Annotated in this window: 12 protein-coding genes; 8 read left to right on the forward strand and 4 right to left on the reverse strand. The window is 69.1% G+C overall.

The genetic code is table 11. The features are described from left to right. Window positions 1-260: 260 nt before the first annotated feature. Together OV287_RS39420 and OV287_RS39425 are read left to right on the forward strand one after the other, a co-directional pair. Window positions 261-1,985 (forward strand): serine/threonine protein kinase, encoded by a 1,725-nt coding sequence (locus tag OV287_RS39420; protein ID WP_267539194.1) that lies wholly within the window; start codon window positions 261-263, stop codon window positions 1,983-1,985. 104 nt (window positions 1,986-2,089) lie between these two features. Further along, window positions 2,090-3,025 carry a DUF2381 family protein gene (locus OV287_RS39425; RefSeq protein ID WP_267539195.1) on the forward strand — a complete coding sequence of 312 codons (936 nt, stop codon included), beginning with the start codon at window positions 2,090-2,092 and terminating at the stop codon, window positions 3,023-3,025. Here the strand turns inward: OV287_RS39425 and OV287_RS39430 are convergent, their stop codons facing one another. Beyond that, on the reverse strand, window positions 3,026-4,012 hold the full coding sequence (locus tag OV287_RS39430) for an SDR family NAD(P)-dependent oxidoreductase (protein ID WP_267539196.1): 987 nt from the start codon (window positions 4,010-4,012) through the stop codon (window positions 3,026-3,028). Window positions 4,013-4,230: 218 nt separating this feature from the next. Here OV287_RS39430 and OV287_RS39435 point away from each other — a divergent pair, with 218 nt between their 5' ends. From OV287_RS39435 to OV287_RS39455, 5 genes are all read left to right on the forward strand, one after another. Then, window positions 4,231-4,803 carry a hypothetical protein gene (locus OV287_RS39435; RefSeq protein ID WP_267539197.1) on the forward strand — a complete coding sequence of 191 codons (573 nt, stop codon included), beginning with the start codon at window positions 4,231-4,233 and terminating at the stop codon, window positions 4,801-4,803. Beyond that, window positions 4,800-6,539: a GMC oxidoreductase gene (locus OV287_RS39440; RefSeq protein WP_267539198.1), complete on the forward strand. Its 1,740-nt coding sequence runs from the start codon at window positions 4,800-4,802 to the stop codon at window positions 6,537-6,539. Before OV287_RS39435 ends, OV287_RS39440 begins: the two co-directional genes overlap by 4 nt. Before the next feature lie 75 nt (window positions 6,540-6,614). Beyond that, window positions 6,615-7,775, forward strand: coding sequence for an alpha/beta fold hydrolase (locus OV287_RS39445; protein WP_267539199.1), 1,161 nt, complete (start codon window positions 6,615-6,617; stop codon window positions 7,773-7,775). Between the two features lie 117 nt (window positions 7,776-7,892). Further along, a complete protein-coding gene (locus tag OV287_RS39450) occupies window positions 7,893-9,200 on the forward strand; it encodes a hypothetical protein (RefSeq protein ID WP_267539200.1) in 1,308 nt (435 codons plus the stop codon). Between the two features lie 9 nt (window positions 9,201-9,209). Further along, window positions 9,210-9,959, forward strand: a complete 750-nt coding sequence (locus tag OV287_RS39455; protein ID WP_267539201.1) for a 16S rRNA (uracil(1498)-N(3))-methyltransferase — start codon at window positions 9,210-9,212, stop codon at window positions 9,957-9,959. Here the strand turns inward: OV287_RS39455 and OV287_RS39460 are convergent. Beyond that, window positions 9,930-13,655 (reverse strand): serine/threonine-protein kinase, encoded by a 3,726-nt coding sequence (locus OV287_RS39460; protein WP_267539202.1) that lies wholly within the window; start codon window positions 13,653-13,655, stop codon window positions 9,930-9,932. The genes OV287_RS39455 and OV287_RS39460 overlap by 30 nt on opposite strands. Window positions 13,656-13,812: 157 nt before the next feature. Between OV287_RS39460 and OV287_RS39465 the strand changes: the two genes are divergently transcribed. Beyond that, window positions 13,813-15,342, forward strand: a complete 1,530-nt coding sequence (locus OV287_RS39465; protein ID WP_267539203.1) for an aminopeptidase P family protein — start codon at window positions 13,813-13,815, stop codon at window positions 15,340-15,342. On the opposite strand, the gene OV287_RS39470 is transcribed toward OV287_RS39465, so the two are convergent. Beyond that, entirely contained in the window at window positions 15,339-16,082 is a 744-nt protein-coding gene (locus OV287_RS39470) for a hypothetical protein (protein WP_267539204.1), read from the reverse strand. The two genes, OV287_RS39465 and OV287_RS39470, sit on opposite strands and share 4 nt — an antisense overlap. A 39-nt stretch (window positions 16,083-16,121) precedes the next feature. Continuing rightward, entirely contained in the window at window positions 16,122-17,510 is a 1,389-nt protein-coding gene (locus OV287_RS39475) for a cyclic nucleotide-binding domain-containing protein (protein WP_267539205.1), read from the reverse strand. Between the last annotated feature and the right edge of the window lie 28 nt (window positions 17,511-17,538).

Below are 17,538 nucleotides of genomic sequence, written 5' to 3' on the forward strand. Positions count from 1 at the left end.
GAGGTCCACCCCAAGAACGTATCTCGATGGGCTCCATCGGGTGGTGAGCACGGGCAGACGTGTCATCGACCACTCTGGCTTGGGGAGCTATTGCACAGCGCGCGGAGTCGATGACGCTCGAGGGGGGGGCGGATGGAGCACGTTCCGCGGAGCACCGACCGGGGCACTCGACCTGATACGTTGAGGTCTTGAGAGGTAGGCCCCGCGTGTCCGCACATCCTTCGCCCCCAATCCCGAGCCCCCCGCCTCCTGTCGCGGCAATGGGGGCCCTGCGTCCGCCCGACGCGTCCCCGCTGCCACCTGGCACCCGCATTGGCGGGGACGTGGTGGAAGGAGAGCTGGGCTCCGGCGGCTTCGCCACCGTGTACCTGGTGCGCAGCCCCGAGGGCCGTCTTTACGCCCTCAAGCTGTTGCCCCTGGACCAGGGCGAGGAGCGGGCCGAGCGAGCCTGGCGCGAGCTGTCGCTGGGCATGCGCCTGCGCCACCCCAACCTCGCGCGCCAGCTCGGCGGCGGCCAGTGGCCCGAGGACAACCCCCGCTTCCTCTGGCTGAAGCTGGAGCTGATTGAGGGCCTCACGCTGGAGGAGTGGGGACTGGTGCCCGGGCGTACCGTGGCCGAGGTGGTGGAACGAACGTTGGAGCTGGCACGCGCGCTGGCGGTGATGCACGAGGCGGGCGTGGTGCACCGCGACGTGAAGGAAGCCAACGTGCTGGTGCGCGAGAGCGACGGGCAGGCGGTGCTGGTGGACTTCGGAGTGAGCTACCGCAAGGGAAGCCCCACCCTCACCAAGGGGATGTTTCCCCCGGGCACGCTGCCCTACCGCGCTCCGGAGGCCTGGGCCTATGCCCGCGCGCACGTGGGCGTGGCGGGCGCGCACTACCGGGCCGGGCCGGGGGATGACCTCTACGCGGTGGGCGTGGTGCTCTACTGCCTGCTGACGGGTCGATTCCCCTTCCGTTTCACCGACGACGGCGGAGTGGACGTGGAGGCGGTGCTGAACCAGGCGCCGCTGTCGCCTCGCCTCGTCAACCCGCGCGTGCCCCGAGAGGTGGAGGCGGTGTGCCTGCGGCTGCTGGCGAAGAAGCCCGAGGAGCGCTACCCGGGCGCAGTGGCGCTGTACGAGGCGCTTGAGGCGGTGAAGGCCGGGGCGGACGCGTCCTGGACGCTGCCGTTGCACCCGGAGAGACGGCCCGCCGTGAAGCCGTGGGCACGGCGGGGCCGGGTACTTGCGGGGGTGGGCGTGGGGTTGGCCCTGGCGCTGGGGGCGTGGTGGCTCGGCTCCGGCCAGGAAGTGGCGCCCCCAGAGCCCGTACCGGAACCTGTGCGAGCCGTGGCCGCGCCTGCCACACCCGAGGCGCCCCCTCCCGCGGCCGCCGCCCCGCCAGTGACGCCCCGAAAGGACAGTGCCCCCGTGAAGCAGCAGCAGATGCCCAACGCCCCGCCCGAAGCAGCCCCCAAGGGCTGGGGATCCGCCGTGCGCAACGCGTGTGCCGGCCTCACCGGCTTCGCCCTCCAGGCCTGCATTGCTGGCCAGCAGCAGGTGCCGCCCGCCCCCCCCGCTCCGCCCCCCCAGGAGTGCCCTGCAGGGGCCCTGGAGACGATGACGCGCACGCTCGGCCTGAGCATCGGGGAGAAGACGAGCGTCGACTGGAGCGACGTGCGCGGCAGGGCCGTGCGCGTGTACGAGGACACTCCGGTCCTCGTGGCGGGCCACTGGAATGCAGGGGCCGATTTCACGGGAGCGGGCGGCCGGTTCGCGCTGCCGGACCAGACCCGCGTCTCCGGGCGGCTCTACGTCAAGGAGGGCCGGGTGTACGGCCGCCTCACCGAGGCGCGTACGCCCAACGGGGTGACGTACCCGGTGTGCATGGAGGTGCTGGATACGGATGGCAACGTCGGCCTCACGCTCCACCCCGGCAGCGAGCCAGGAAAGATGATGGTCGACCCCGTTGTGGAGATACGAGTGGTGGACCGTTTCAAATAGGGCGGCCCGGACCAGGACGGGCGGGACCGGACCCCACCGGAGAGGAGGTGTGGTAGAGGCCAACTTCCCCGGTCTCGTCCGCTTCCCCTGGAGGTTTGTGTCCCGTGTTCGTCCTGCCCTTCGCCGTCCTCGTGGGAGTGAGCCTGCTCGCCGAGCCCACCGCCGCCGTGCCCTCCGCGCTGCCTGCTTGTGAGAAGGGCACGCGCTACCTCGAGCTGACGGCGGACTCGCCCGGCGAGGCGCACGAGGTGTGCATCCATCCCGGGCTCTCCACCAACTTCTTCTTCGACGCGAAGCTGGCCCACGTGGAGTTGGCCAGGCGGGAGTGGTTCCGGGTGATAGCGGATGAGACGGGCCTCGCGCTCGTGCCCACGGTAGCGCTGGGAGACGGGGAGCGTGTACCGCTGAAGGTCTTCTTCCAGGACGGCGCGGCCCCGGCGGGCGTCACCTTCACCCTGGTGGTGCACCCCTCCGAAGCCGAGCGGCAGGTGGAGGTGACGCGTAAGCCGCGCACGCTGGCCTCCTACCGGGAGGGCGAGCAGCAGGCGCGGGCGGAAGCGCGGCAATGCCAGAAGGAGAAGGTGCATCTGGAGGCGGAATGTGCCGGGCGGATGGGTCTGCTGGGCCTGCTCGCCCAGGAACTGCTGGGCGAGGACGGCATCGCCGCCAAGAACATCACCCTGAGCGTCACCTCGCGCCCGGGCAACACGCTCCACTCCATCAAGGCCCTCAGCTACCGCTCGGACACCGGGCGCTTGGAGGACGGGCGAAAGGTGGTGCGGCTGGTCGTGAAGCAGGAGTTACGGAACACAGGGACGCGGCTCTGGACGCCCGCGGGGGCGGTGTTGGTGGGCGCCCAGGGAGTGGAGTGGAAGGCGCTCGGCGTGTGGCCGCGGGAGCCCATTCCCCCCGGGGAGAAGCGCCTCGTCGGGGTGGAGGTGGAGATGACGGAGGAGGAGGCGCGCGGCACCTTCACCCTGAAGCTGTGGGGCCAGGACGCTGGCACCGCAGAGTTCTTCGACGGGGTGACGTTCCCGTAGTCATCTGGCGCGCACGAGCCCCTGCTCCCGCAGGAAAGCCACCGTCTTCTCCACTCCCTCAGCAAGAGGCGTTGGGGTGAAGCCAAGCTCTCGCTGCGCCTTGCTCGCATCCACGCTCACGTTCCACAGCAGGAAGGACAGCTGCCCCGGTGCGATGAGGGGTGTAAAGCCAAACACCCTCGCCAGGGGCGCGGACGCCGTGGCGAGCAGCTTCATCACCCACGCGGGCGTGGTGGGCGGCACCCGTGCTCCCGCGCCCTCCACGCGGAGGATCTCCCGCGCCAGTTCCGCGTTGGTCACGTGCGTGTCCGCCAGCAGGTAGCGCTCGCCTGGGATACCGCGCTCGGCCGCCACGAGGTGCGCGTCCGCCACGCTGTCCACGTACGCCACCGGCATCCCCCCAGGAGGCAGGGCCGGCGCCTTCCGATTGAGCACCTGGAGGAAGAACGAGTTGAGCCCCACATGCACGGGCGAGGGCCCGTACACCGCGCCTGGATTCACATACACGAGCTCGAGCCCCTCGCGCCGGATGACCTCGGCCTCCCGCTCCGCGGCCTGCTTCGAGCGCTCGTAGGCGGTGGGCTTCGCCGCGGTGTCCAGGTTCGTCTCCACCAGCCTTCCCCCGCGGGGCGCGGCGAAGACATCCATCGTCGAGGTGTACACCACCCGCTTCACCCGCGCGGCGAGCGCGGCCCGCAGCACGTTCACCGTGCCCTGGCGGTTCACCCGATCGAAGATGGTCTCATCCGGCTGCCACTGTTCGGGCATTCCCGCGGCGTGAAACAGCCACTCCACGTCTCGCATGGCCGCCGCTAGCGAGTCCGGCTCCGTCACGTCGCCGCGCACCAGCGCCACTCCCGCCGGTAGCACCTGTGCGGCCCGCTTCGGGTCCCGAACCAATGCGCGCACCTGGTGACCCCGCGCCAGCAGCCGCAGGGCAATGGCGTTTCCGATGAGGCCCGTGGCCCCCGTTACCAGCACGTTCATCGTCTTCCTGCCCTCTCCGGGTCCAACTCCTATGACGAGGAGGCGCCGGGTACGCCGGTGTGACTTCCCGCGCCCCCCTACCTGCCCTCCCAGGGAGCATGCGGCGCCCCGCTGCGGGCGTCTACCTCGGCCATTCCCGCGCTCATCACAGCCCCCAGTTCTCGACTCTGAACAACAAGGGCCGAGCCCCACGCCCCCTCCCCCGAAGAGGAACCCCCATGCCTTTCACCCCCGACCTGCTCTTCCACGAGACGATGTCCGGCCCCATGGCACTGGGCAGCAGGAACCCGGAGCACCCTGCGCGCCACAGCCGCACCACGCGGCTGTCGCTACACGCCACCATCCGCATCGACTCGATGGAGGACTTCCTCCTGGACCCCGAGCACGTGGCCTGGCTGGGCGGGCACCTCTCCTTCCCTCCCTTCTCGAAGTGCATCCCCATCCGACAGGGCCGCTTCCAGCTCTTCTCGCCCTCGGACGATCCGCTCATGCGGCTGATGCACTACGACGCCCTCTTCGAGCACGAGGAACGCACGTACTGCCTGTCCGGCACCAAGTTCCTCCGCGATGACCCGGGGCCGGACCTCTGGACAGACACGACCCGACTGCACACCACCCTGCACGAGGGCCACGACACCCAGGGCCCGGTGGTGGGCGCGGGCGTGCTCACGGTCGGCGTCCGCGAGCTGCTCGCACTGGTGGCCAGCATGCGCTCGCCCCGGGGCGGCTCCCAGACGCTGGCGCGCTTCGGCCAGTTCTTCCTCAGCAATCTCTGGGAGCTCTACGCATGACCGCGCGACCTGAGCACTTCGACGCCATCATCGTAGGCTCCGGCTTTGGCGGTTCGGTGATGTGCCACCGGCTGGCCGAGGCGGGCCTCCGCGTGTGCCTGCTCGAGCGAGGCAAGGCGTACCCGCCGGGCTCCTTCCCGCGCAGCCCCCGCGAAATCCGCCACGGCTTCTGGGACCCGGGCCACGGCCTCCATGGCCTCTTCAACATCTGGTCCTTCCGGTGGCTGGGAGGCGTGGTGGCCAGCGGCCTGGGCGGCGGCTCGCTCATCTACGCCAACGTGCTCATCCGCAAGGACGAGCGCACCTTCGTCCGCGAGGACCGGGCCTCCGGCGCCTACGAGCACTGGCCCGTCACCCGCCTGGAGCTGGAGGCTCACTATGACCAGGTGGAGGCGATGATGAAGGCCCAGCGCTTCCCCTTCGAGCACGAGCCCTACCGCTCCACCCCGAAGACGCAGGCGATGAAGCAGGCCGCCGAGAGGCTGGGACACGATTGGTTCCTCCCGAAGTTGGGCGTGACCTTCGGCAACCCGGGGCAGCGGCCCGTCCCCGGCGAGCCCATCCTCGAGTCCGCGCCCAACCTGCATGGCCGCACGCGCCTCACCTGCCGCATGTGCGGGGAGTGCAACCTCGGCTGCAACTACGGCAGCAAGAACTCGCTCGACTTCACGTACCTGTCCGCCGCGAAGCGCCACTGCGCGGAGATCCGCGCCCGGTGCGAGGTGAAGGCCTTCCGTCCGGACGTGGGGGGCGGCTACGCCGTCGAATACGTGGACTACAGCGGCGTCACCGAGGGACTGCCTCTCCCCCGTGAGCCTCGCCGACACCTCATCACCGCGGACCGGCTCATCCTCGCGGCGGGCACCTTCGGAACGAACCAGCTCCTGCTGCGCAACCGGCACTCGTTCCCCCGTATCAGCAAGCAGCTCGGGATGCGCTTCTCGGGCAACGGCGACCTGCTGGCCTTCCTCACGGGCAGCAAGGACAGCGGCTCCGGCACGGCCCAGCCACGGGTGCTCGACGGCGGCAACGGCCCCGTCATCACCAGCACCATCCGCGTCCGGGACTCGCTCGAGGGCGGCGACGGGCGCGGCTTCTACATCCAGGACGCCGGGCAGCCGGAGTTCCTCAACTGGCTGTATGAGTCGCGCAACCCCCTGACGATGATGCTGCGCTCGCTCAAGCTCGTCGGGCGACTGGCCAAGGAGTGGGCGCGGACGGAGCGCAGGAGCGACATCGGCGCGGAGCTCGCCGAGGCACTCGGGCCCTGCATGGACTCGGCAACGTCCATGGCGCTGCTCGGCATGGGCCGGGACATTCCCGATGGCAGGCTGCGGCTGACGCGCCACGGAACGCTGGACCTGGACTGGAGCCCACGAGGTGGCTCGGCCAGATACTTCCGGCGGCTTCGCGGTGCCATGGAGGAGATCGCCGCGGCCCTCGAGGGAGAGCTGGTGCACAACCCACTCGGGTACCTGGGCCAGGTTGTCACCGTTCATCCGCTCGGCGGCTGCGCCATGGGACGCAACAAGCACGAGGGAGTCGTCGACGCCCACGGCGAGGTCTTCGGCTATCCCGGCCTCTATGTGGCGGATGGCTCGGTGATGCCCGGCCCCGTCGGTCCCAACCCCGCGCTCACCATTGCCGCTCTGTCGAATCGTTTCGCCGAGCGGATCCTCGCCAGACGCCCCACTCGCCTATGCGCCGAGGAGCAGTCAGGGGCCGAGGCGGCCTGAGCCCCTCCTGGCTCACCACCCCCACAGAGGAAGGTACGTATGCACTCTTCGCCAAGGACAAAGGATAGGCGCTCCATGGAGCACGAGCGCGTCGTGGCTCGGTTCACCCTGGAGGGTGTCCCGGACACCGATGTCGACACCCATCACTTCACCACCGAGGACAAGCTCGGGCTGAGCATGCTGCGGTTCCAGCGTGCACCGTGCGATGACGTGGTGCTCATCATTCACGGCCTCACCACGTCGAGCGACATGTTCATCATGCCGGAGCACGAGAACCTGGTCCGGTACCTGCTGGACCATGGCTTCACCGATGTATGGACCCTCGACTTCCGGATGAGCAACCGGCACCCGTACAACCTCATGCGGCATCGCTACACGATGGATGACGTCGCCGCGTTCGACATGCCGGCGGCCGTGGCCCGCATCCGCCAGGAAGTGGGAGACAAGAGGTTGCATGTCATCTGCCACTGCCTGGGCTCGGTCTCCTTCATGATGAGCCTGTTCGGCGGTGCGGTGGAGGACATCACCAGCGTCATCGCCAACAGCGTGGCGCTCACTCCGCGCATCCCCTCGTGGTCTCGCCTGAAGCTCTCCGTGGCGCCCTTCTTTGTCGAGCGCGTGCTGGACCTGCCGTACCTCGACCCGAACGCCAGCCACGAGCCCATCCTCTCTCGGAGCGGCCTCGTCGGACGGGCGGTGGATCTGCTCCACCACGAGTGCGACGTGCCGGCCTGCCACATGCTCAGCATGATGTGGGGCACCGGCTGGCCCGCGCTCTACCACCACGAGAACCTGCACGACGTCACCCACGCGCGTGGCGGAGATCTCTACGGCCCCACCAGCGTTCACTACTACCGGCACGTGCGGAAGATGGTGGGGGCCGGTGGCGCCGTGAAGTACGACCCCTCCGACCCGAGGCTCGACTACCTGCCCGACGACTACTTCGAGTTCGCCGAGGAGATTGAAACGCCCGTTCTGCTCGTCACCGGCGAGAACAACCACGTCTTCACCGACTCGAACATTGTCTGCTACCAGCGGCTCGAGTCGCTCGCGCCGGGGCGGCACTCGCTCGAGGTCATCCCCGGGTACGGGCACCAGGACGTCTTCATGGGCAAGGACTGCGCACGCGACGTCTTCCCTCGCTTCGTGCGTTACCTGAACGCACACCGGGGCGAGCGAAGGCCTCGCTGGGTGCACCCGCACGCCGAGGAGGCAACCGCGCCCGCGGCCCCGTAAGACGGGAGCCCAGCGACAAACTCCCAGGCCCTGAGAACCCACGAGGAGAAGGGGTTTCCGGGCGCTGCTGGGAGTCGTGTACGCTCCGCCCTCCCGACACAAAGCACCGAGGGCTGCATGCGATTGAGGAGTCTGGCGGTGGTGTTGCTCGTGAGTGGCTGTCAGCAGCCCACCCCGCCCGAGCCAGCGAACGTGCCCGAACGGCCGCCCAGCACCGAGCAGGCGCTCGGTGCGCAGCCTGCCTCTCCAAATGCTCCCGGTGAGGCCCAGCCTTCCGACGCTCAGCCTTCCGAGACCCAGCCCTTCGACGCTCAACCTTCCGAAGCGCAGGCTTCTCCCGCGGACGAGATTCCTGAACAAACCTGGACGGCGCGCTCCGCCGACGGGAACGCTGAGGTTCAGCAGACCGCGCTCCGCAACGGCAAGAGCACCCGGTGCACGAGCACCTCGACGTGGTCGTCGCCCAGGGACGAGCGAAAGGTGATGTGGAAGTGGGACACCTGCATCGCGACGCGGGAGCAGCTCAAGTTCGTCTCCCCGGATGGAAAGCGGGTGCTCGTGATTGACCCCAGCCCCGCGTCCCTCCGGACGAAGGGAGACTGGCGAGACGCGGAGGTCGCCACGCTCTATGAGCATGGCGTGCGCGTGAAGGGGGCGAAGGCCGGGGCGCTCCTCGATTCGCCCATCGAAGTGCGGGAACCCGCCCTTCGCATCATCTGGGTGACGGGCCATGGGGGCTTCCCGGGAGCACCACCGCGCTACACCTCCGACGGGAAGGCCGTCGAGTTCGAGACGGTGGACGGGCACACTCCCCGCCTGGGTTTCGACGGTGAGGGCTTCCCGGTTGCGCCTGAGGAGAAGCAGGCCTTCACCGCAGCCGCGGACATGTACCAGTACGAGGACGAGAAGAAGACGGTCCACTTCGTGGGCTCGCTCAGCGACGTCCCCGAGCGGTATCGCTCCCGGGCCAGGCCGGTGGAGGCCCAGGTCCTCACGGTGAGCGGGTCCTTGAATCTCGGAGCACAGCCGCCTCCTGAGCCCGAGCCCTCGCTCGATACCGCCAAGGGCCCAAGCTCCAAGGAGCCGCTGGAGAACCCCCAGATCGCCTCTCCCGCGGAGCTCCTCAACAAGGCTCGCGACACGGTGAAAAAGGTCGAGGAGGTCCAACGCCTCCGGGAGCAGTTGGCGGAGTCCCAGCTCTCGGAGTCTTCACCCCGCCCTGGAGGAACGCCGTCCTCGTCCGGCCCATCGTCTCCGCCCAGTGCCGACAAGAACCCCAGTCCCACGGGCCCCCTGGAGAAAGCCAAGATTCCCACTCCCGCGGAGCTCCTCGAGCGGGCTCGCGAGGTCGTGAAGAAGGCCGAGGAGTCCCAGAGCACCCGCGAGAAGGTGATGGACGGGAAGCCGGTGGACACCCAGCACTGAGCCGTTGCCTTGAACCTCCTCCTCCTCCAGGACTCTGACTTCCTCCCCGACGGCACCGTCCAGATGACGGGCCGCAGGGCCCAGCACGCCCGCGAGGTGCTCCGCGCCGAGCCCGGAGAGACTCTGCGCGTGGGCAAGCTCGGTGGGCTCGTGGGCACTGGCGAGGTGCTGGAGAACACCCCGGGCCTGCTGCGCCTGCGCGTCTCCCTCACCGACTCGCCGCCGCCCAGGGCCGGTGTGGACCTGCTGCTCGCCATCCCTCGACCCAAGGCACTGAAGCGCGTGCTGCCCGCGGCGGCCCAGCTCGGCGTGGATCGCGTGGTGCTCGTCAACGCCGCGCGCGTGGAGAAGAGCTACTTCGACTCCAAGGTGCTGGCCCCCGAGTTCGTCGAGGAGCTTCTCCTCCAGGGACTCGAGCAGGCTCGCGACACCCGCCTCCCGGAGGTGCTCATCCGCGAGCGCTTCCGCCCCTTCGTCGAGGACGAGCTGGACGCCGTCTTCGGCACCGAGGCCCTTCGGCTCCTCCCCCACCCTCCCGCGCAACAGCCCCTGCACCGGGTCGGCGTCCAGGCGGCACCGCGCGTGGTGATGGCTGTAGGGCCGGACGGAGGTTGGGTGCCCTTCGAGGCGGAGCTGCTAGAAGCGCACGGCTTCCGCCCCTTCTCCCTCGGCCCGCGCATCCTCCGGGTGGAGACGGCCGTTCCTGTCCTCCTCGGGCAGCTCGCGCTGCTACGGGAGGCCACCGCACACACGGCGTAGGGACCGCTGCGTGGCGCGGAGTCCCTCCACTCGCGGCAGCAACGCGCCGGCCCTCACCGCGAAGAGGGCATTCTCCGCCGCGTCGAGGGCTTCACCGGCCCGCTCGGGCGTCTGCTGCATCCACCGTTCCGCGAACGCCAGGTGCACCAGGCCCGCCTGCAGCACATTGCCCGTGGCCTCCGCCAACGCGAGCGCGTGGGTCAGGTGTGCATCCCCCTCCTCCACCGGCACCAGCGGCGCCAACGCGCGGCGGGCGAGGATCTCATCGAAGGGATTGGTGAGCACCGGGTCCAGCGCGCGCCTCAACGCCGCCTCCGCGGCTTCCCTCGCGACGTCCAGACGGCCCTGGGCTCGCTCGAAACGGGACTGGTAGACGCGCACCAGCGTCTCCATGCGGAAGTCTCCCGCGCGAGAGGCCTCCAGCGCCTTCGGCAGCGACTCGCGCGCGGCAGCCACGTCCTCGAAGAGGACATCCCGGCACGCCGAGTACACCAGCACGTACAACTTCAACCAGCGGTCCCCAGGCAACACCTGGGCGAGCTGCTCGCCCCTGGCCACCACCGCGGCTACCAGCTCGTGCTCGCCGCGCTCCAGGTAGTAGGGCGGCGTGTAGATGGCGAGGTTGCGCTCCGGCAGGCGCGGGTGTCCCAAGCGCCGGATGAGCTCCTGCTTCTCGCTGAAGGGGGGGACGAAGGCCGAGGCATCGCCAATAAAGGAGGCGCGGACGATCTGCGACTGCAGGTGGTAGATGCGGATGTCGGTGAAGCCGTAGGTGTCCGCCACATCGAACCCGTCCTGCATCGCCATCGCGTCGAGCGGCTCGCCGCGCAGCGCCAGGTTCATGTTCAGGAAGTAGCAGCCCATGCCGAGCGCCCAGGCCAGGCGCCGGGGCGGTTGCGCCACCGCATCCCGGAAGGCTCGCAGCCGATCCACCTCCGTGCGCTGAGCCTCCACCACGCCCGCGAAACGGCCGGTATGCGCGCTGAGCGCTCCCCGCGCGATGAGGGCGCCAGAGCGGTAGGGAGACTCCACCGGGTGCTCGGCCTGCACGCGCTCCAGCAGCGCGTGGAACTCCGTCGTGCGGCCCATGATGGCCTGCGCGATGCTCTGCAAGATCTGCAGCTCCGCCTGCTTCCAGAAGACCTCCGCGGGCGCCATCCGCGCCTCGAGCGGAATCTCCCGGATGACTCGCCGCAACACCTCGGAGCGCTCGGTCTCCGGCGCTGCGATCGCCGCCGCCAACAGCCCCACCGCCTTCCGCCGGCCCGCGGCAAGGTCCACCGTGGCCGCCCAATGCGCGAAGAGCTTCTCCGCATAGAGCAATGAGGTGGGAGGATCGCTCACGTAGCCAATCTCGATGAGCGTCACCCAGGTGCGGATGAGCTGCTCCACCCGCTCGGGAGTACGGGGCCCGGCCTCCAGCAGCGCGGCGGCCTCCTTCAGCACCAGCGTGGCATCCAGCAGGGCCTTGGCCTCGATGGAAGCATGCCCAGCGCGCAGCAGCGGAACGACGGCGCGCTGCGGCTCGTTCGAGCGCGTGAAGTGATAACCCACCGCCCGCGCCACGCCCGGCCGATTGCCGCCCAACTGCTGGAGGATCTCCGCGATACGCCCATGATGGGCCCGCCGCTCCGCCTCCGGGGTGCTCTCGTGGAGCGACTCGTGAACGGTGTCGTGGGTGAAGACGCAGCGGCCCTCCACGCGCTGGAGGAACTGCCGCTCCACCAGCTCATCGAGCGCCTGGAACAAATCCGCCTCGGACAGGTCCGCCAGGGCGCGCACCAGCGGCAGCTCCAGGCTTCGGCCCGCCGGAGCCAGCCGCCGCAACAGCGCCACCTGCTCCTCGGGCAGGTTGGCCAACCGCACCAGCACCGCCTCCCGGATGCTCTCCGGGAGCGCACGCCCGTCCAGGTTCCCCACCACCGTCCAACGGCCGCCTACGCGCAGCAGGGCCCCTCTCTCCACCAGCATGCGCAGGCACTCGGTGGCGAAGAAGGCATTGCCCCCAGTGATGGCGTGCAGTCGATCCACGAAGCCCGCGGGCACCTCCAGGCCGGGCAGCACCAGGCGCACCAGCACATCGAGGTGCTCGGCCGTCAGCGGCGCGAGCTCCAGACGCGAGGTGAGCCCCTGGTCCACCGTCTCGAAGGCCAGGCTCAGCCGATTCAGCTCGTTCGAGCGGAAGGTCGCCACCACCATTCCGCGTGTCTGGTGCAGCGAGCGGATGATGACGTTGAGCACCTCCAGCGACGCGGTGTCCGCCCAGTGCAGATCCTCGATGCACAGGACGAAGGTGGACTCCTGCCCCAACGTCAGGAGCCACTCGGCGAGGGCTCCGAAGACGGCCATCTTCTCCGCGCCCGGGTCCCGGAAGGTGGGCGCCGGCCCGGTGGAGAGCGCTGGCACCAGCTTGCCCAGCAGCGGTCCCAGCCGCTCCATCAGCTCCTTCGGAGTACGCGGAACCAGCATCCGCAAGGCCTGGGCGATGGGCGCCAAGGGTGCCAGTCCCTCCGCACGGCACTGGCCCACCCCGACGGCGACCTCGGAGAGCTGGGCCTGCAGCTCGAACTCCTGTAGCAGGCGCGACTTGCCCACGCCCGCGGGAGCCCCCAGCAGCACCGCGCGCGACTGGCCCTGGCCTGCCTTCTGGAGCGCCCGCAGCAACAGCTCCAGCTCCGCCTGCCGCCCCACCACCTCCGGGACGTGCAGATAGCTGGCACGCGCCGCCAGGGGCTCCTCGGGCAGCGGCTCGCCGCTGGCGTGACACAGGGCCGCCAACAGCTCGGAGGCGTCCTGGAAGCGCTCGCGCGGATCCTTGGCGAGCAGCATGAGGATGATCTCCTCCAGCTGCGGCTCCACGGCGCAGATGCTGGAAGGCCGTGGCACGGGCTTGAAGAGGTGCTCCGCCAGCAGGGCCGCCGGGGTGTCTCGCTTGAAGGGCAACTGGCGCGTGGCCAGGAAGAAGGCCATCACCCCCAGCGAGTAGAGGTCCGCGCGCCCGTCGATGCAGGCGCCGCGCTGCCACTCGGGGGCGAGGTACTCCAGGGTGCCCTTGAGCCGGCCGAAGCCCGGCGTGCCCAGCTGGTGCATCACCCCGAAGTCCATCAGCTTCACCGCGCCAGAGCCGGTGATGCGCACGTTGCTGGCCTTGATGTCGCAGTGCACGTAGAGGCGCGAGTGGATGAAGGCCAGCACCTGCGCCATCTGGATGAGGACGCGATAAATCGTGCGGGTATCGAGCACCTGCTCACGCGCCAGCCGGCTGAGGTCCTGGCCGTCCACCGCCTCCATGGTGATGAAGCGATGGCCCGACTCGGTCAGCCCGCAGTCGAAGACCTTGAGGGTGCCCGGGTGTTGCAGCCGCTTCATCGCGAAGAACTCGTGGCGGAACATCAACACGAGCTCCTCGACCTTGCCGGGCGGCAGCCCCTCGGGAACCTGCATCACCTTGAGGGCGACGCGGCGCTGCTCCTGGGTGTCCTCGGCGAGCCAGATGCGGCCCATGCCGCCCTGCCCCAGCTGCTCGAGGATGAGGTAGCGGCCCGTCACCCACATTCCCGGCTCCAGCGAGCGCCGCTCGGCGATGGAGATACCCGGGGTGGTGATGGGCGTGCGGTTGTCCAGGGAGCCCATGGAGCCGCTGACGAGAAGACCTCGGCTGCTCTCGATAATCGCTGTCTGCTCTTCGTCGCTCATCGCTGGGGTCCGCATGTCCCACCACACACGGGAAGCCGGATAGACTAGGAATAACATGATTCGCCGGGGAAGCAGCACCTCCACGGGAGGACACTGCGCACGCGACGCGGTGCATCGGGCTTGAAGGGGTGCGACGGGTTGTTGAAGAGTCGCCCCCATGGCGAAGAAGACCCCATCCAGAGCCCAGGCCGTCGCGGCCACCGAGCAGGAGCAGGTGCCGGAGCAGCAGCCCCTCGTCACCCCGGAGTCCGAGTCGAAGGCGAAGCCCGCCAGCCACGACACGGCCCCGCCCCAGGCGCTGCTCGATTTCATGATGCAGGGGTGGAAGCCGCAGAGCGGCAAGCCCATTCCGAAGATGAAGGGCGCGGAGGTCTTCGCGGCCCGGCGCCGGGAGCTCTCGAAGCTCTTCCCGGGCGAGACACTCGTCATCCCCACCGGCCACGAGAAGGTGCGCGCCAACGACACCTACTACCGCTTCCGGCCCGGCACGGACTTCTACTATCTGTCGGGCAACATGGAGCCTGACTGTGTGCTGGTCCTCCAACCGAAGGAGGGCGGCGGCCACACGGACATCCTCTTCGTGGAGCCGAACCCGGGCCGCAGCGACTCCACCTTCTTCACGGACCGCGTGAAGGGCGAGCTGTGGGTGGGCCCTCGGCTGGGCGTGAAGGAGAGCCAGGCGCGCTTCGGCGTGCACGAGGCCCGCGGCCTGCCCGAGCTGCAGACCTTCCTGGAGGGCCTGCGGGGCGCGGCGGTGATTCCCACGCGCGTGCTGCGCGGCCACTCGGCCAAGGTGGACGGCTCGGTGCCCGAGCACACGGAGCGCGACAAGCAGCTCGCCACGGCCCTGTCCGAGATGCGGCTCATCAAGGACAAGCTGGAGGTGCGGGAGCTGGAAACGGCCATCGACTCCACGCACCGGGGCTTCGAGGACGTCATCCGCCGGCTGAAGGCAGCCCGGAGCGAGCGCGAGGTGGAGGGTGTCTTCAACCTGCGCGCGCGGGTGGAGGGCAACGACGTGGGCTACGGCACCATCGCCGCGGCCGGCCACCACGCGTGCGTGCTGCACTGGACGCGCAACGACGGCGACATCAAGAAGGGCGAGCTGCTGCTGCTGGACGCGGGCGTGGAGGGCAACAGCCTCTACACGGCGGACATCACGCGCACGCTGCCCATCTCCGGCAGGTTCTCCAAGGAGCAGCGCGAAATCTACGAGCTGGTGCTGGAGTCGCAGAACCAGGCCATCGCCGCGGTGAAGCCGGGCAACGACTTCATGGAGCCCAACCGGGTGGCCATGCGGGTGCTGGCCGAGGGCCTGTACGAGCTGGGCATCCTCGAGACGAAGCCGGAGGAGGCGCTGAAGGAGGAGCATCAGTTCTACAAGCGCTACTCGCTGCACAACGTCAGCCACATGCTGGGCCTGGACGTGCATGACTGCGCGCAGGCGCGGCAGGAGGCGTACAAGTTCGGCAAGCTGAAGGCGGGCATGGTGCTGACGGTGGAGCCGGGCCTGTACTTCCAGAAGGACGACCTGACGGTGCCGGCGAAGTACCGGGGCATCGGCGTGCGCATCGAGGACGACGTGCTGGTGACGAAGACGGGCTGCCGCGTGCTGTCCGAGGACATCCCCCGCGAGTCGAAGGACGTCGAGGCCTGGATGAAGCAGATCTGGAGCGAGAAGCGCTAACGCCGCTCCGCGGAGCACCGCTCTGCCGAGGTGAGGAGGCACTCGGTGACGACGTAGTCCGAGTGCCCCTCCTGAAGCTTCGTGCGAGCCCGCTCACAAGAGTCCTGGGTGACATGGCCGCTCGAGGTGGGCGCGGACACTCCGGGGATGTGGCTGCAGAAGCGCCAGCGCTTCACTCCGGGATACGGCTCGCCCTTGGTCTCCACGGGCACGCCGGTCTGGAAGATGGCCCCCTGGGCCGCGTAGGGCAGTGAGGACGAGCGGTCGTAGCAGGAGAGCAGCTGCTGCACACGCACACGTCCGGGCCGCTCGCTCCACGGAACGACCGGGGCGGTCAGGAGGTAGGACTGGAGCTCTGCGGCCTGGGCACGCGTCACAAGCCCCTGCTGCTTCAGGAACTGGAGCGACCAGCAGTCCGCGCTCTCCTCGTTCGACCCGGCCCCCAGCACATCGTGCGCGCACACATGGCCGAACCAGAAGAGCTGCACAGCCGGCGGCAGCCGCGCCAGCAGTCCGGGGTTGTACTCGACGTGCGCCGGAACACCGGGCCATCCGGAGAACCACAGCCCCACGTCCGCAAGTGAGGTGTTCGGCACGAACGCCACCGGCACGCCCTGGGAGGACATGCAGGTCATGGGTACGCCCGCGATCAACGGGTTGTAGGGCGTCACGACTTGGGCTCTTGCGAGGCCAGGAACGCCCACGAGCACCAGGAGAGCCAGGAAGAGGGAGCGCATCATTTCTCGGACGAAATCCCAGGCCGGATATTCAAGGCCTCCTCAGATGAGCCCCCGTGCGGCCAGGTGCATCCCGAGCAGGGTGTCCACGCCCCGGACCAGCCTGACCATGTCAAAGGAGCGCACCCGGCTCATCAGCACGTCCAACCGCCGACGCTGCTCCGTCCACTCGGACAGCAGTCGCTCCTCCATCCCGGAGGACTCGATGCGAGCGGTGATGTCTTCCGGTGGCAGGTTCTGGAGCTCTCCGGCAGTCAGCACCCCGGCATCCAGCGCCTGGACGAACACTCGGCTGGCGAAGTCCCGCGCCACCACCTCGCGGCGCCAGGTGGCCGCCATGTTGGCGATCTGCCCCATGCTCTGCGCGTACCAGATGCCCTCGCGGATGGCGCCCAACTCAGAGGCCTCCACCGGCGCCGACATCAGGTCGATCGTGGCGAACACCATCATGTTCATGTTGTGCGGAGAGTACGCCCGGTTCTCCGCGAGGTTGTGCAGGGCTGGCCGGTTCCGCGTGAGCACGGAGTAGCGCATGCTGTTGAAGACCTGCTGGTAGTCGAAGACGTAGAGCGGCCGATAGGCGTCGTGGTACCGCAGCTCCCGTACGCGCGCCTCGATGGCATGCCACAGGTCCGCGATGAGGGCGAAGTAGCGCCGCTCTTCAGGAGGCACCTCTGGCGGGGGCGCGTTCCTCCCCTGGGGGTGGAAGGGAATGGACAGGGCACTCTCCAGGAGCTGCTCCGAGCCGCGCTGGTCCGCCAGGTCATCCAGCAGCACGTTGAGGATGATGGCCAGCAACTTGGTGGAGAGCAGGTGCTCCTTCCAGTCCTCGGGCACGAGCGGCAGGGTCGTCTCGTCCACGCCGCGCCAGCACCAGCGCCACAGGAAGGCCCCTCGGTGCCCCACCTCTTCATAGGCGGCGACGTAGCGCTCCACGATCGGCGGAAGCTGAATGGAGCGCAGAGAGGTGAGCGTGTCCGTCCAGGCCGCTGCGTAGTCCGCGGCGGTGAGCTCCTGGGTGAAGAGCCGGCGGTTGCGCTCGCGCAGACGCTCGGCGATCAGCAGGGCCAGGCCGCAGTACAGCCGCACCGCGAAGCCCGGATCCGAGGCAGCCTGCTGCTCCACTGCCGCACGCGGAATGCGCAGCACGCGGCTCGCCGAGAGCGTCACCACGGAGGCACTGGCCGGATCGTTGCCGAGAAAGGACATCTCTCCCAGCATGTCTCCCCTCGCCACCCGGTCCACCTCCACCTGGCCGAGGAGGATGGCCGCGCGACCCTCGAGCAGCAGGAGCAACGCCTCGGGCCGCTCCCCCTGGGTGATGAGGGTGGTTCCCTCGGGGTAATCGCTCACGGTGCCAATGCGATCGAGCAAAGCATGGTCGCTCGTGAGCAGCTCCGGATACCGGCTCCAATGGGAAGCGGTCCGCATCGCGGTGTCTCCAGTCATGAGTGCATTC

It is taken from the genome of Archangium lansingense (genome assembly GCF_026626635.1).
Lineage (GTDB): Bacteria > Myxococcota > Myxococcia > Myxococcales > Myxococcaceae > Archangium > Archangium lansingense.